Annotated in this window: 13 protein-coding genes; 11 read left to right on the top strand and 2 right to left on the bottom strand. The window is 64.2% G+C overall.

The genetic code is table 11. The features are described from left to right. The first annotated feature begins 459 nt into the window (after nt 1–459). Both ACQ5J0_RS03640 and ACQ5J0_RS03635 read left to right on the top strand, forming a co-directional pair. Nucleotides 460–2,436 carry a TonB-dependent receptor gene (locus tag ACQ5J0_RS03640; RefSeq protein WP_462569161.1) on the top strand — a complete coding sequence of 659 codons (1,977 nt, stop codon included), beginning with the start codon at nt 460–462 and terminating at the stop codon, nt 2,434–2,436. A 150-nt stretch (nt 2,437–2,586) separates the two neighbouring features. After that, nucleotides 2,587–3,168 (top strand): protein-methionine-sulfoxide reductase heme-binding subunit MsrQ, encoded by a 582-nt coding sequence (locus tag ACQ5J0_RS03635; RefSeq protein WP_462569160.1) that lies wholly within the window; start codon nt 2,587–2,589, stop codon nt 3,166–3,168. On the opposite strand, the gene ACQ5J0_RS03630 is transcribed toward ACQ5J0_RS03635, so the two are convergent. After that, complete coding sequence (locus ACQ5J0_RS03630) at nt 3,153–3,683, bottom strand: hypothetical protein (RefSeq protein WP_462569159.1); 531 nt, start codon at nt 3,681–3,683, stop codon at nt 3,153–3,155. The two genes, ACQ5J0_RS03635 and ACQ5J0_RS03630, sit on opposite strands and share 16 nt — an antisense overlap. Before the next feature lie 590 nt (nt 3,684–4,273). On the opposite strand from ACQ5J0_RS03630, the gene ACQ5J0_RS03625 reads away from it, so the two are divergent. From ACQ5J0_RS03625 to ACQ5J0_RS03590, 8 genes are all read left to right on the top strand, one after another. Next, a complete protein-coding gene (locus tag ACQ5J0_RS03625; protein WP_462569158.1) occupies nt 4,274–5,089 on the top strand; it encodes an RNA polymerase sigma factor in 816 nt (271 codons plus the stop codon). After that, the gene (locus ACQ5J0_RS03620) at nt 5,082–5,672 is read left to right on the top strand and encodes a hypothetical protein (protein WP_462569157.1); all 591 of its coding nucleotides are present in this window, start codon (nt 5,082–5,084) and stop codon (nt 5,670–5,672) included. The genes ACQ5J0_RS03625 and ACQ5J0_RS03620 overlap by 8 nt, the downstream gene beginning before the upstream one ends. Before the next feature lie 3 nt (nt 5,673–5,675). Next, on the top strand, nt 5,676–9,077 hold the full coding sequence (locus tag ACQ5J0_RS03615; RefSeq protein WP_462569156.1) for a UvrD-helicase domain-containing protein: 3,402 nt from the start codon (nt 5,676–5,678) through the stop codon (nt 9,075–9,077). A gap of 88 nt (nt 9,078–9,165) precedes the next feature. After that, nucleotides 9,166–9,909: a multiubiquitin domain-containing protein gene (locus ACQ5J0_RS03610; protein ID WP_462569155.1), complete on the top strand. Its 744-nt coding sequence runs from the start codon at nt 9,166–9,168 to the stop codon at nt 9,907–9,909. After that, nucleotides 9,909–10,292 carry an E2/UBC family protein gene (locus tag ACQ5J0_RS03605; RefSeq protein ID WP_462569154.1) on the top strand — a complete coding sequence of 128 codons (384 nt, stop codon included), beginning with the start codon at nt 9,909–9,911 and terminating at the stop codon, nt 10,290–10,292. Before ACQ5J0_RS03610 ends, ACQ5J0_RS03605 begins: the two co-directional genes overlap by 1 nt. Further along, nucleotides 10,289–11,239: a HesA/MoeB/ThiF family protein gene (locus ACQ5J0_RS03600; RefSeq protein WP_462569153.1), complete on the top strand. Its 951-nt coding sequence runs from the start codon at nt 10,289–10,291 to the stop codon at nt 11,237–11,239. The genes ACQ5J0_RS03605 and ACQ5J0_RS03600 overlap by 4 nt, the downstream gene beginning before the upstream one ends. Further along, nucleotides 11,236–11,637 carry a hypothetical protein gene (locus tag ACQ5J0_RS03595; RefSeq protein ID WP_462569152.1) on the top strand — a complete coding sequence of 134 codons (402 nt, stop codon included), beginning with the start codon at nt 11,236–11,238 and terminating at the stop codon, nt 11,635–11,637. The genes ACQ5J0_RS03600 and ACQ5J0_RS03595 overlap by 4 nt, the downstream gene beginning before the upstream one ends. A 23-nt stretch (nt 11,638–11,660) precedes the next feature. Beyond that, nucleotides 11,661–12,158, top strand: a complete 498-nt coding sequence (locus ACQ5J0_RS03590; RefSeq protein ID WP_462569150.1) for a ubiquitination-like system serine protease family protein — start codon at nt 11,661–11,663, stop codon at nt 12,156–12,158. Between the two features lie 414 nt (nt 12,159–12,572). Here ACQ5J0_RS03590 and ACQ5J0_RS03585 read toward each other — a convergent pair whose 3' ends face one another. After that, nucleotides 12,573–13,157 carry a hypothetical protein gene (locus ACQ5J0_RS03585; protein ID WP_462569149.1) on the bottom strand — a complete coding sequence of 195 codons (585 nt, stop codon included), beginning with the start codon at nt 13,155–13,157 and terminating at the stop codon, nt 12,573–12,575. Between the two features lie 493 nt (nt 13,158–13,650). On the opposite strand from ACQ5J0_RS03585, the gene ACQ5J0_RS03580 reads away from it, so the two are divergent. Continuing rightward, nucleotides 13,651–14,229, top strand: a complete 579-nt coding sequence (locus ACQ5J0_RS03580; RefSeq protein WP_462569148.1) for a hypothetical protein — start codon at nt 13,651–13,653, stop codon at nt 14,227–14,229. The last annotated feature ends 136 nt before the right edge of the window (nt 14,230–14,365 follow it).

The following is a 14,365-nucleotide window of genomic DNA, read 5'->3' as shown; positions in this document are numbered from 1 at the left end:
CTTAAATGCTTTTAACAAGGCACATCCGCCGATTATGGCGGGCTGGTCGGCGTAGCGCTCCCACCTCAGCGATGTCAGTAGTCGACGCGGGCTCTGACTGCGGGCCCCCGACAACGAAAGCTTTGCGCCCCAATCCTGGTCATTGAAGCTCCGCCTCAGATCTCCTGAAAGCGGACATCATTTGCGGTTAGGTGGAACCGCCAGGGCGTCGGACGACCCACAAGCGCAGATTTGGCTACTTGATTGCCATCGGTGAGCTTTCCAGTTGCAAGTGCGAGCCAGTCGCATTAGCCGCGGCGGCAATTAAGAACGATTCGCAAGAAAGCAAAAAACTCATGTACAATCGCGCGTTCCGCCTCGCCCTGCCTCCTGACATCCGCTGCCCTGCCTGCCGCGGCGCTCGCCAATGAAGCTGCCGACGGGCAGCCGGAGCGCGACTATCTCCCAAGCGAAATCGTCGTGAACGGCGAACGCGGCGGCTATGGCATCGATGACGGTTCCACCGCGACCAAGACCCCTACCCCGCTGATCGATGTGCCCCAAGGCATCAGTTTCATCACCGAGGATCAGCTCGAGGATCAATCGATCCGCCAGTTGAACGAAGCCTTGCGATACGTACCAGGCGTCAGCCTGGAAACAGGCGAGGGGCACCGCGACGAAGTGTTCATTCGCGGCCAGGAAACCACCGCCGATTTCTATCTCGACGGGCTGAGGGACGATGCGCAATATTATCGCCCGCTCTACAATATCGAGCGGGTCGAGGTGCTCAAGGGCGCGAATGCGCTGATATTCGGTCGCGGCGCCGGCGGCGGCGCGATCAACCGCGTGTCGAAATTCGCACAGACCGGCGACAGCTTCGCTGCTGCAAATGCGTCGATCGACACGTTTGGGGCCTTCGCCCTGCTGTCGGACGTAAACCAGCCGCTTTCCAATACGATTGCGGTGCGGTTGAACGGCACCTATGAGGAGTTCGACAGCCATCGCGACTTCTACGAGGGTCGCTTCATCGGCTACTCGCCCACTGTTACCGCCGGTCTCGGCCCGGCCACGCGGCTGACGGCAACCTATTCCTACGACGACGATCGGCGCGTGGTGGATCGCGGCGTCCCTTCGTTCGAAGGCGGTCCGCTACGCGGCTTCGACGACACCTTCTTCGGCGATCCCGATTTCAACCGGTCGCAGGCGGAGGTGCATATCGGACGGGTGCGTCTCGATCACGAATTCGCCCCCGGCCTCAACGCGAATGCGACCGTCCAATATGGCGATTACGACAAGATCTACGCCAATATCCTGCCCACTGGAGTGAAGGCTTCAATGGTGACGCTCGAAGGCTATCAGGATGCGACGACGCGCGAGAACCTGATCGGCCAAGCCAATCTGGTCTGGGAAGCGGACGGCGAGGGGTTCGCCTCGACGCTGTTGCTGGGGATCGAAGCCAGCCGCCAGGATACGCAGAACTCGCGCCGCGTGGTCGTCTTCGACGACAATGGCGCGCAAAGGATCACCACTCCGCTCGCCGAGAGAATCGTGGTCCCCGCATTCACGCTCTCCCCAGTGTCGCGCTCGCGCGAAAGCAAGCTGGATACCGTGTCCTTCTATTTGCAGGAGCAGCTGGAGATCGGCGATCATCTCGAGCTGGTGGCCGGGCTGCGCTGGGACCGGTTCGACCTCGACACGGTCAATCTGATCTCGAGTGCACCCGGCGACCGGGTGGACGAACGCGTCAGCCCGCGCGCGGGAATCATCGTCAAGCCCGTCGAGCGGCTGTCGCTCTATGCCAGCTACACGGAAAGCTTCCTTCCACAGGCGGGCGATCAGTTTCTGCTGATTTCCCCCGGCGACGAACGCTTCGAACCGGAGAAGTTCACCAATTACGAAGTGGGCGTCAAATGGGCGCCGTTGGAGAAGGTGCTGGTGACCGCGGCCGCCTTCCGGCTCGACCGCACTAACACCACCGCGCCCGATCCCGACAACACGGGGCTGGTGGTCCAGACCGGCGAAAGCCGGGTCGAAGGGTTCGAAATCGGTGCGGTCGGCTCGATCACCGATTTCTGGCAAGCCAATCTGGGATACACCTATCTCGATGGCGAACTGCGCACGGCTTCGGATTTCGGGGCAGCGGGTGCGAGACTGCAGCAGCTGCCGCGTCATCAGATTACCGCCTGGAACCGGTTCGACGTCACGGAGCAGTTCGGCTTCGGCGTTGGCGTCATCCATCAGAGCGATCAGTTCGCCAGCTTTTCGAACACCGTCGAGCTGCCGGGCTATTGGCGCGTCGATGCGGCGGCCTATTTTACCGTCAGCGAGCGCATCAGCCTTCAGGTGAATATCGAGAACCTGCTGGACGAAAGCTATTTTCCCAGCGCGCACGGCAACAACAATATCCAGCCCGCCGAACCCTTCAGCGCCCGGTTTGGCGTGCGGGTGGAGCTTTGAGGACGAAGATATCGGCATAGCTCGTATGGCCTGACGGGGCGCACACCTCGTCGGGCCATACGGCGCCATCTGCAGGCGCCATTCGCAGATGCCGGTGGAAGTCTGTATTCGATTTGCCTCTGCGCGCCGGTAGGGGCTAGTCCGGGATCCATGAAGACAATCGCCGCATCGCGGGCCCGGTTCTGGCTGTTGCTCGCTGGGCCGGGCAGCTGGATGCTTTATCGCTGGACCGCGTCTCCCGAGGTGTACGGTTACGGCCACGCCATCCGCGACAGCGGGGACTGGGCGGCGTGGCTGCTGATTGCGACGCTTGCCGTCACCCCCATCCGTCGCCTGTTCCCTCGGCAGCGATGGTCGGCCTCGCTGATGCGGCACAGGCGAGATCTCGGCGTGGCCAGTTTCACTTACGCGCTAGGGCACACGCTCATCTATCTGGGCACCAAGGCCGATCTGGCCGCAATCCTCGCGGATCTGCGCGCCCTGGATATTCTGGCGGGATGGCTCGCGCTGACGGTTTTCGTACCGCTCGCGACGACGTCCAACGACCTTGCGATCCGCGCGCTCAAGCGCTCATGGAAACGCCTGCACCGGCTGGTCTATCCGGCGGCGGTGCTGACCTTCCTGCATTGGGTCCTTGCGGCCTACGATCCGACCGCAGCCTATATCCACATTGCAGTTCTGGTGGCGATCGAACTCGTCAGGATCTGGCCGCGACGTCAAAGAGTGACGTAGGTGCGAAAGCGCGCGACCTCTTCCTCATCGACGTATTTGCTGATTTCCCGGTCGAACTCGGCCATGTCCTCATAGGGGCGGTATTCGAGGAATTCGCCGACCATCCGGTCGGTCATGCCGGGGATGAGCTCGATCTCTTCGCGAGTGGCGGTGTTCAGGTTGACCGGCACGAACACGCGCGTGCGAACCATGGCTGCTCCTTCCGCGTCCAAGGTCGCGAGCAGCGTCCGGTTCAGGTCCGCCACGCTGCGGTAGGGCTGCCCGGTGATGATGGCTTGAGCCAGCCCGGGAGAAACCCCGTCCAAAACCGCCAACTGCTCGGCAGTCGCCGCGTTCGCATCGAGCACCGCACCGGCATCGGTAGCGACTGCCCCAGCGCTCTCGTCCGAAACCAATCCCGCATCGGCGAGCGTATCTTGCGACGTCGTCTCGGAGGTTTCTTCTGCGCCTTTCGAACAGGCGGTGAGCGTCAGAGCGGTGCCAGCGACGGCAGCTGCGAAAATAATCCTACGCATGTAAACCCTTCTCGTTTGAAGCGGCGCTATAGCCAAGCGAAGCCAAAATTCGAAGCTCTTCTGACGGACGCATGCACGATTCATCGATTGCAAAGAGGCTGTCGTGGACGGGTTCGTAGACGGGGCGGAGTGTCAGTGGGCCGTCAAGCTAGTGCACCCGCTAATTCGAGACAATTTCCCATGCCTTGGATAGCGCTCTAGCCCGTCTTTTTGCCCAGAAAAACAGCGATATGACGACTTAATGCGCCCACCAGACGAAAACGTATGGGCAGCAATCAGCCAGTTGCCGAATTTTCGGAATTGGCAAAGCAGCCCTTCGGCAAAGCGCCCTAATCCCGGTCATAGGACCGTCTGGTCGTGACTCCCGTTAGCGGACATTCTGAACCTGGCTTGTGACACCAAGAGCCAATGAACCGATGCTCTATCAATGGTTTCGAACTCCCGCCTCCCGGACAATGGCACTTGGTCCAGGACCCGCCTCGCTCTATGAATTGGCTCGACAGAGGTCTGAGTGGGAGTAGTCGGCCAGTCCGGCCTTCCTTTCGGGTATTTGGAAAAGTAGAACGCCGAACGGGCGAAAACCTCAGAGGATGATCTTGCAGACACGGAAGGTAGAAAGGCTCACCAAGAGGAAACGGGATGGCACTCCCTACGCTCGACGTGGGGAGGTTGAGGTCGCGCTGACATCGCTGGTCTACCTGTCTCGCGAGGAGATCCTCGAAAGGCTGAAGGTACGAGACCCGACCTCACCGAACCACGTGCAATCAGAGTGCATTGTTTACTTGATCCGTGCCACTCGGAACGACAACGAAGAGCGGTACTTCAATGAACTATACCGAGAACTCATGCGACGTTTGGCGTCCGCCCTCCCCCGCATCGAGGGCGAGCGGGCCGGCGGTCCTGAGAATGTCGACGGGGCGGACGCACGGGATCGCGTGCGCGACATCTTCAGGGTCAGGCTGATGGAAGATCGTGCGGCTCCTGGATCCGCGCTCGACTACTTCGAAGTCATGTTCTCGGGCGCGGTCGCGGCGTTGCGCAAGACCTCCATGGGCCGGGCGCTACGGCAGATGGCGAGGAGGGACGCCATCGACGACGAGGAGAGCGGCGATCCATCTATCGCGGTGGAGAAGGCGGTCGGCAGCCTCGACGTCCAACAGGAGTTGCTTTCCGACGACCCAAATTACCGGTTCAAGGTCGCAAAGGCGATCAGAACGCTACCAGACAAGCAACGCAGAGTAATCGAGATGCTCCTCCAAGACATGCCCATCGATTCGATAGACGACGATGTCCTCACGATACGCAAGGTCCTTGGCGTGAAGTCGGAGAAGACCGTCCGCAACAGACGCGACGCCGCCATCGCAACCGTACGGGCGCAACTCGGGATCGGAAGCCGGAATGACTGATCAGCCCCACCATGACGCCGAGGAAATCCTGATGGCCTTCGCCGTCGAACCGGAGCACGACCGGGGCACGCTGGAACGATACCTGCGCCTCCACCCCGAACTCGCCGAGGACCTCATCGACCTGTCGATGGAGTTGCGGCTCCAGCGCGCGACCGCAGACATCTCGGCGCCCGTCGACGAGGCCTGGGTCGAGGCGTCACTGGCGGATTTTCATGCCGCGGCGCCGGCACGCGCGGCGGCGCAGGCAGCCGATCCGTTCGCCGCGGTCGCCTCCGACGAACTCGTCACCCTCAGGCGCTCGCTCAACGTCCCCAGTAGCGTCATCCAAGGCTTCCGCTCCCGGACAGTGGACATCGCCACCGTCCCGGCCGGCTTCCTCGCGGACCTGGCGCGCGGCCTTCGCACCGGGGTCGACGAGCTCAGCGCCTTCCTAGCGGGTCCGCCGAGGCTGACCCCGAGCCTCAGCTACAAGTCCGGCCACGCGCCGAGCGCGGACGGGGGCAAGGTGACCTTCGAGGCACTGCTCGAGCAGTGCAGGGTGCCGGAGGACAGGCGCAGGCAGCTGCTGAACCCGCGGGACTGAGCGGTGGACGCCATCGAACTCGCGCGGCAGCGCGCCGCTGCCTTGCACGATACGGCTGTCGCGGGTGGCGCGGACCCTTGGAATCCGATCGACATCGTCACGGCCGTTGCCACCGACAGAGGTCTCGATGTCGAGCCAGTCGAGGCGGGAAGCCCCATCTTGGCCGGCGGCCGCGCGCATTTCGATCCGAGCGACCGGGCGATCCGCCACGAGGACGCGGGCGACGCTTTTGCAAGGGCGTTCCTGATCGGTCACGAGCTTGGGCACGCCACGCTGGGCGACGACCGCGCGGAGCACATCGCCCTAGAGGTCGATCCCGCCCGTCCGGCCGAGGCGGCGCCGGTTGGGGAGGACCGGGTCGTCGACTACAGCCGGCGGCAGCGCCGCGAGGTTCAGATGGATCTCTTCGGTCGCGAGCTGATCCTTCCCCGCGCACGCGCGCGATCCCTGCATCTTGGCGGCATGACCGCGAGCCAGATAGCCGACCGGCTCGGCGCCCCCTTCGACGTCGTCGCGATGCAACTCCTCGACGTCCTGCTGCTCCCCGAGATCGAAGCCGCCCCGCCACAGCAGCCGGCGTCCCCCCCCAAGCCCCTCAACCCGGAACAGGCCGAAGCCGCCCTACATCGCGGCGCCCCCTACCTACTTGAGGCTGGACCCGGGACCGGCAAGACGCAAACGCTCGTCGGGCGCGTCGCCGAGCTGGTCGACGGCGGTGTCGATCCGCGCTCCATCCTAGTGCTCACCTTCTCGAACAAGGCCGCCGGCGAGCTCTCGGACCGGATCGCGGTGCTTCGCCCCGACGCCGCACCGGCGATGTGGATCGGCACCTTCCACGCGTTCGGGCTGGACATCGTGCGGCGGCACCATCGCCAACTAGGGTTCGCCAAGGAGCCCCGTATGATGGATCGCAGCGAGGCGATCGCCATCATGGAGCGCGAATACCTCGCCCTGAATCTTCAGCACCACCGCGATTTCATGGATCCGGCGCGCCCGCTCAAGGACATGCTCGGCGCGATGTTGCGGGCGAAGGACGAGGTCGCCGACGCCGAGCGCTTCGCCGCCCTCGCTCAGCAGATGGTGGACAACGCCGTCGACGCCGACGCCCGCAAGGCGGGGGAGCGATGCGCCGAGGTCGCGCTCGTCTACAGGAGATACGAGGAGCTGAAGCAAGCGGCCTGCGCCGTGGACTTCGGCGACCTCGTGGCACTGCCGGTCAAGCTGCTCGACGACGATCCGCAGGCGGCGGCCGCACTTCGCGCCACCTATTCGCACATCCTCGTCGACGAGTATCAGGACGTGAACCGCAGCAGCGTGCGGCTCCTCCAGAAGCTCACCGACGCCGGCAGGAACCTCTGGGCCGTGGGAGACGCGCGGCAGGCGATCTACCGATTCAGGGGTGCCTCGTCCTTCAACATGTCCCGGTTCGCGACGAACGACTTTCCGGGCGCATCGGGTGGCCGGCTTCGCGTCAACTACCGCTCGACGCCCGAGATCGTCGGCGCGTTCTCCAGGTTCGGCGAGAGCATGCAGGCAGGCACCGGCGACGCATCGCTCGACGCCTTCCGCGCGTCCATCGGGATCGCGCCCGAGCACGTCACCTTCGGTGACAACGACGATGAGGCCGACGCGCTCGCCGACGAGATCCTGCGAGTCGCACCGCAGGTGCCGTTCCGCGACCAGGCGGTGCTCTGCCCGGGGAACGATCGACTCACCCGCGTCGGCCGCGAGCTGGAGCGGCGCGGCATCCCCGTGCTCTACCTCGGCAACCTGTTCGAGCGCCCCGAGGTGAAGGATCTCCTGTCCGCCCTCTCTCTGCTGGTTGACCGACGCGCGATGGGTCTCGTCCGGAAACCGTCGCTCGAAAGGCTCGCGACGGGGCTGAGCCTCGCCGGCGCTTCGGCCGTCGTCGAGCACCTGCGCGCCACCGACGCGGGGCCGATGGCGTGGGCGTCCGCGACGACCAGGGCGCCACAGCTGGGGAAGAACGACGCCGACGCGCTTGATCGGGCCGCCGGGATGCTGGCCGGCTTCGGCATCGACGCGAGGCCCTGGACGGTGCTCGCCCAACTCCTGCTAGACCGGACGCGGACGGCCGCGCTGCTCGCCTCGGCGGATGACGTGTCGAGCCGCGCCATGGGCGTGGCGATCTGGCAGCTGATGGGCTTCCTGCGCACAGAGCGATCTGGGCCCGGCCTCCCGATCCAGCGCACGCTCGACGGGATCAGGCGCCTCGTCCAGCTCGCCGACGAGCGGGACCTCCGTCAGCTCCCGGCGGCGGCGCAGGGCATCGACGCCGTGCGACTGATGACGATCCACGGCAGCAAGGGTCTCGAGTTCCCCGCGGTGCACGTCATGGGCCTAAACAGGAACGCGATGCCGAGCACCGCGCGCAAGCCCGCCTGCCCGGTCCCGGACGGGATGATCGAGGGAGGACAGGGCGGCACCGTCGCCCTCGCCGCTGCCGACCACGCGCTTGAGCAAGAATGCCTGCTCTACGTCGCCGCATCCCGCGCGCGCGATCGGCTGCTGCTGTATTCGGCCACCAGGACGGCGACGGGGGCACGGCGCGACGCCTCCCCCTTCATCGCCCGGCTGGGCGTGGCAAACGCACGCCCGGCGATCGCGTATGCGGGACGTGAAGCCGATCGCGAGACCCTGCCACTTCCGATCCGCATAGGGCCGCCCGTGCGCATCACCACCGCGCAGCTGGACCTCTACTCCCGCTGCCCCCGCCGCTTCCTCTACACGCACGTCCTCGGCGTGGGCGGGCGGCGCACGCCGACCACGATGACGAGGATGCACGACTTGGTGCGGGGCGTGGTTAAGGAACTCGCCGCCACCGATCCCTCCGCATCCTCGATGGCCGACATGGAGGCGCTGCTCGAACTGCGCTGGTCAGAGGGTCCCCTCGCCACTGAGGAGTATCGCCTCCATCGGGAAGTCGCCACGCTCCTCCTCCGGCGCTTCGTGACGATCCGCGCGGGAGGGGCCCGCGCCGACACGGGGCCGCTGGTGGTGTCGATCGGGACCGACGAGGTGACCGCGGTCGCCGACGACGTCGTCACCGACGCGGGCCGACACGTGGCCCGCGTCGTCAGGACGGGGCACAGGTCTTCCTCCACCGGCAAGGCGCTCGCCGACGCGGCCTTCGAGATGGCCGCCGCCGCGTCGCTGCCCGGCTGCGTCGTGGAGATCATCCACCTCGGCGACGACGAGCCGACCATCGCGCTCGCCCTCGACCGCAAGGCGCTGGGCAGGAACCTGGGCAAGCTGACGGAAACGCTGGCGTCGATCGCTTCGGGCCGGTTCGAACCCGAGCGCTCCGACCGCACCTGCCCGTTTTGCCCCGCCTTCTTCACCTGCGGCCCCCTGGCCGACGGGAACCTGCAAAAAAATCTCTGACCGGAATTACCGGTTGGCCTGGCCTGCCGGGATTGACCCTTCGTGACCGACGCAGATCCGCCGAGGTCCGAAGAGGAAAAACAACACCATGTCCATCATCGACCATCTCGACATCGACGACGTCGAGGCCGCCGTTCAGGAGGGCCGCGCGCTGCGTCCCGGGCCTTACCGCGTTTCCTTTGCGCTCGACGACCTGACCTACCAGCCGATCGTCCTCGACGATCCCGTCCCCCTCGGCCGCCAGATCCTGAAGGCGGGCGGCATCAAGGACGTTGACGGCCACTCGCTCTTCGTCATCACCTCCGAAGGCGACTTCGAGGACGTCCGCGCCGACGAAGAGGTGGACCTTCGCCATCGCGCCGCCCACCGGTTCGTCGCCTTCAGCACTGACCCGCTCTACCGCGTGAAGCTCAACGACAGCCGCATCGTCTGGGGCTGTCCCTCCATCCCGGAGGCGGTGCTCCGCTCGCTCGCCGGCATCGGTGACGACGAGGCCGTATTCCTCGAGGTGCGCGGCGGCAAGGACAAGCTGATCGAGCCGGGCACCGAGGTCGACCTCGCCGCCGACGGCGTCGAGAAGTTCATCACCGCTCCGAACAAGGTCACCTACACGTTCTTCGTCAACGGCAAGCCCTACGAGACCGACAAGAAGAAGCTCACCGGAGCGCAGATCAAGACGATGGTGCCCGACTGGGATCAGACCCACGACCTCTCCCTCGAAGGCACGGGCGACGATCCCGATCGGATCATCGGCGACGACGAGACGGTCAGCCTCGACCCCAAGCACGGGGTTCGCCGCTTCTCGTCGGTCCCCAAGGCGAACTTCGGCTGATGTCGGGCATCCTCAGCATGCAGTTAGAGCAGCTGCGGGAGCGCTTCGGCGAAGCGCACGCCAACACGATGGCGAGCGGCACCACGCTCGTCACCGTGCCCGGGGTGCGCCTGCCGGAGGGGTGGTCGAGGGCCTCGACCACCATCCGCTTCCTCGTCCCGCCCGGCTACCCTTTCGCGCAGCTCGACTGCTTCTGGGCGGATGCCGACCTCGCCCTCGCCACCGGAGCGACGCCGCAGAACGCGGCGCTGAACGTCATCCCCGAAGCCCTGGAGCAGGGCATGTGGTTCTCGTGGCACCTCGCGAGCGCCTGGAACCCGAACCGCGACACCCTAGCAACGTGGATGAACGTGGTGATCGACCGCCTGAGACAGGTCCGATGAGCGGCCTGCGCTTCGCGGCGCCGACCTATTCGGCGCTGGCGTCGGGCCTGCTCGACGCCGACGGTCTCGAGAGCTGCGCCATCGGCTACGCCCACCACGATCCCGCGAGCGGTTCCTGGGTCGTCGCCGACGCCGCTCCCGTGCCGGACTACGCCTACGAACGCCGAGACTGCGTCTCGGCCGTTCTCAAGCCCGGGTTCCTGATCGACGTGGCCAATCGCAGCCGGATTACCGGCATGGCGGTCGTGGCGATCCACACCCATCCCGGTAGCCGCGGCAACCCGCACTTCTCCGCGACCGACGATGACGGGGAGGCCGAACTCGCGTCCTATCTCCACAGGCGCGGCGCCCCGGTGTCCCACGTCGCACTGGTGATCGGCCCGGAGGGCGCGCGCGCCCGCATTCTCGGCAACGACGAGGAGGTGCCCGTGTGGGAGGTGGGCGAAAAGCTCGTTCTCCACTCGCCGGTCGCGGGCGGGGCCGCCCACGGTCGTGACGACCGCCTGGTCCGCGCCTTCGGCGAACCGGGGCAGCGCCTGCTCCGCCGGCTCCGCTTCGCGGTGATCGGCGCCGGCGGCACCGGATCACTCCAATGCCAGCAGCTCGCCCACCTCGGTGTCTCGTGGATCACCGTCATCGATCCCGATATTGTGGAGGAGACGAACCTCAACCGCCTCGTGGGCTCGATCCCCTCGGACGTGGGCCGGCCCAAGGTGGAGGTCGCCTCGCGCATGATCCGCGCCATCAATCCGACCGCCACGGTGATCCCGATGCAAGCGGACATCGTGGACGAGCATGTCGCCGCCCTCTTGGCGACGTTCGACTTCATCCTCCTGTGCACGGACTCGCACGCCAGCCGCGCCGTGGTGAACCAGGCCGCCTACCAGCACCTGGTGCCCGTAATTGACATGGGCGTCAGCATCACGGTCGTGAACGGGGGGGGGTGAGCCACGTCACCGGGCGGGTGCAGATGCTCTCGCCTTGTCTCCCGTGCCTGACCTGCTGCGGCACACTCGACGCGGATGCGATCCGTCGCGAGATGCAGACGCCGGATCAGCGCGCGGCCGACCCGTACGTCCATGGCGTGCGGGAGCCGCAGCCCGCTGTCCTCTCCATCAACTCGACGGTGAGCTCGCTCGCGATGACGATGGTCCTCGGCGCGGTGACGCCAGTACCCGTCAAGCCGCGACACCAGACTTACGACGGCACCCGCGGGAGGGTCCGGGAGATGGCCGTAGCGCTGCAGCCAGACTGCGTCGTGTGCTCCCACGCGGGCGCGCTGGCGAAGGGCGCCACGTGGAGCCTACCGGTCCGACCGGACGCGAGCGGGGGACGCTGGCGATGAGCCCGCCGGCGCGGAAGGTGCGCATGGTCGGCGACGTCGAATACCGGGACCAGGCTGAGGCGAACCTTGGCCAGCCGGGTGACGCATCCCTGATCCTCCGAGGCAGGCCGCGGGCGATCGTGATGGCATGTCCCGACGGTTGCGGCGAGACGCTCGTCGTAAATCTGGACGGGCGCGCGGGGAAGGCATGGCGCTTCGACATGCGCCGCGGCGGTCTGACCCTCTTCCCCTCGGTGTGGCGGGAGGGCGGCTGCGGGAGCCACTTCATCGTTTGGCGTGGCCATATTCTGTGGTGCGGTCGTTTTGAGCGGGATAATCTCGAGCCAGACTACGACGAGGCAATCGAGCAGTTCGTCTTCGGTGCCATGGATGTCGAGAAGCCCCGAGATGCGGCTCAGCTCGCCGACGCCATCGACGAGCTGATCTGGGACGTGAACCGCGCGGCTAATCGACTGGTACGTCGCGGAGCCGCCAAGTCGTGGAAGGTGGAAGGCCGATGGGTGTTTACCCGCTTAGCCTAAGGTGCGAGCCCGCCGGCATGGGCAAGAGAACCAAGCCGGTGGGCATGCACAGCCCCACGATCATGAGCTGTTCGATCCCAGTATGAAGGTGTTCTATCCGGCTGCGGACGTGATGGACAGACGTGTCACAGCCGAGTGGTTGTGACACGCACTGAAGGGCAGCTTTTGCCCTTTGCGAACGGAAAGTGGCCAGTCCGCAACCGGCCTAGAACTTGCCATATCGAGGCATTTTTCGACCAGGGCACACAAGTTCGCCAGCCGCAGGCTCGAACTCGGCTATGTGAGCGCGGCGTGGAGAGGTTTGAAGAGCTAATCTAAAAGTCGCTTGCTATTGCAGACGACAATCTGCGCAATTGCGCGACGCAGCGTCATTCTCTCCCCGGGCAGATGAGGAGGGCTTTAGATTTTGCCATTTTAGACGCCACCGCCAGCCGGTCGATGAGGCCGCCGAACGCTGGTCGAACTTTGTTTCACTTGAAGTATTTTGGTCTGAGCCGGATCAATTACGCGACCGTTATTATCCATCCAGACCGGCCACTGCGCTCGATAGCCTGCTCGGTCCCGTGCCGCCTTGCCGAGAGTGCGACTGACCCCTGTACGGCGGCCGAAGACCCTACCTTGCGGTTTGGGCTTCTTGATACCGAAACGAAACGCGTCTTTCGGGCGAATACCTTTGAGGAGATATTTACGCGCAGCGACACTATTACCTGTTGGCTGTACTAAGACTGCGCCCTGAGGAGCCGGTTCATGGTTTTCGGCACGTTTGCGAGCCCCGGTTCCTTTGCGCTCGAGGCTGGTCACCCAACGAGGGACGAGATCGGTGAATTCCTCGATCAGCATCTCAGGTACATGAACTAACCAGTGAACATGGTTCTTCTCTCTGGCGTAAACATAATACGGAGAGACTGAGATGCCCAACTGCTTGCAGCGCGTGCGCAGCCAACGGCAGAAGCGTTGGTTTCTAAGAGCAGCGAAGTTATCATGCTTGGTTTTTGTCATGTTCCACTGAATCGTAACAGACAGATTGAGACCGACGGGAGCATTGACATTTGCTTTTGGGCAGCCCCGCCTCGATTGCTTACCACCAACTGGGAGTGCGAACCGGCACGCATGGTGAAGGGTCCGTGCTGATGCCACGGTTATGCCTCTTGAGGCCTTGGCTCTGCGGCGCACAACGGGTTGAACTATCATCTTTTCGCCGAGTTTGTTCCTGGAAGTGGATATGCGACTATTAGGATAATCGAAGCACAAATCCGAAATCGAAATGAGTAACTGTGCCATTCGAGGACAGTCTTGGTAACGCGCCCAAGAACATCGGCATCCACGTCATCGCTGACATTTGAAATCGTAAAGCTCTGGTTGCGCCGGTGACGGAAGCGAGACTCCTTTCAGAAGAGCGGGAAGGGTCGGATCTTGAAGAGGGAGGAAAAACCCAGCTTCGCGGGTCCGAACAGTAACCGACGCGGCAACGCCGCGCTGAAAGGATAAAGATATGAAAAGCTTGAACTTCATCAACATCGACCAGAACCGCGTAAACACAGTCCTGTGTGCTATCGAAGCAGAACTCGGAGCCCGCGCTACGAAGAATGGGAACAAGCCGCAAGCACTCCTGCTGGGAGGCGGGCGACTGTCCCCAACTGACGTACAAGAACTCGCCATCCTAGCGTGCCGCAAAGATTGGGATATTCTCTATGTCGCAATGGACGAAACCCAACCGTTCGAGGCGTTGGCGGCGGGTGATATCGCGTTCAGTTACTTCTCGACCGACGGTGTCTCAACCACGGCCGTTATCACCAACGGGAAGTTGTGGAAGCGAGATGATAAATCTCAGGCCCGCCTCGTCTTCGAGGGTGCAAACGGAGGCAGCGAGATTTGGATGAAGGCGAGCGGGTACTTCGCGGTGCGCGATCGCGAGGCAGCACCTGCCGAGGCAGGCTTCCGCCTCGCAAATAGCTGCATTCAGAAGCGACTGGAGCAGGCTGGGCCTACCTTTCCCGTAATCAGCTCGCTTGGCGAGGCCTTCATCGTGTACGATATGAAGACGCTCAATCGAATGATGAACGGAGAATAAGCGCAACCGAGGGGCGACTGCGGTCGCCCCTTTTTCTCGCGCTCGCGCGCGATCCCGACTTGTAGCAGGAAGTTGGAATTAGGAGGTGGAAGGGAAAAGCGGAGGCCGAGCCCGGCCCCGTGGCTTCGCCATAAAC

The organism is Qipengyuania sp. SM2512, from assembly GCF_054954005.1.
Note: the sequence above shows the minus strand (reverse complement) of the source record. Positions and strands in the feature narration are given on the sequence as shown.

Bases quoted from the DNA above. Each gene is read 5' to 3' on its own strand.
- ACQ5J0_RS03585 (WP_462569149.1), bottom strand. From the start codon at position 13,157: ATGACAAAAACCAAGCATGATAACTTCGCTGCTCTTAGAAACCAACGC.
- ACQ5J0_RS03635 (WP_462569160.1), top strand. From the start codon at position 2,587: ATGAAGACAATCGCCGCATCGCGGGCCCGGTTCTGGCTGTTGCTCGCT.
- ACQ5J0_RS03580 (WP_462569148.1), top strand. From the start codon at position 13,651: ATGAAAAGCTTGAACTTCATCAACATCGACCAGAACCGCGTAAACACA.
- ACQ5J0_RS03630 (WP_462569159.1), bottom strand. From the start codon at position 3,683: ATGCGTAGGATTATTTTCGCAGCTGCCGTCGCTGGCACCGCTCTGACG.
- ACQ5J0_RS03625 (WP_462569158.1), top strand. From the start codon at position 4,274: ATGATCTTGCAGACACGGAAGGTAGAAAGGCTCACCAAGAGGAAACGG.
- ACQ5J0_RS03620 (WP_462569157.1), top strand. From the start codon at position 5,082: ATGACTGATCAGCCCCACCATGACGCCGAGGAAATCCTGATGGCCTTC.
- ACQ5J0_RS03600 (WP_462569153.1), top strand. From the start codon at position 10,289: ATGAGCGGCCTGCGCTTCGCGGCGCCGACCTATTCGGCGCTGGCGTCG.
- ACQ5J0_RS03605 (WP_462569154.1), top strand. From the start codon at position 9,909: ATGTCGGGCATCCTCAGCATGCAGTTAGAGCAGCTGCGGGAGCGCTTC.
- ACQ5J0_RS03590 (WP_462569150.1), top strand. From the start codon at position 11,661: ATGGTCGGCGACGTCGAATACCGGGACCAGGCTGAGGCGAACCTTGGC.
- ACQ5J0_RS03610 (WP_462569155.1), top strand. From the start codon at position 9,166: ATGTCCATCATCGACCATCTCGACATCGACGACGTCGAGGCCGCCGTT.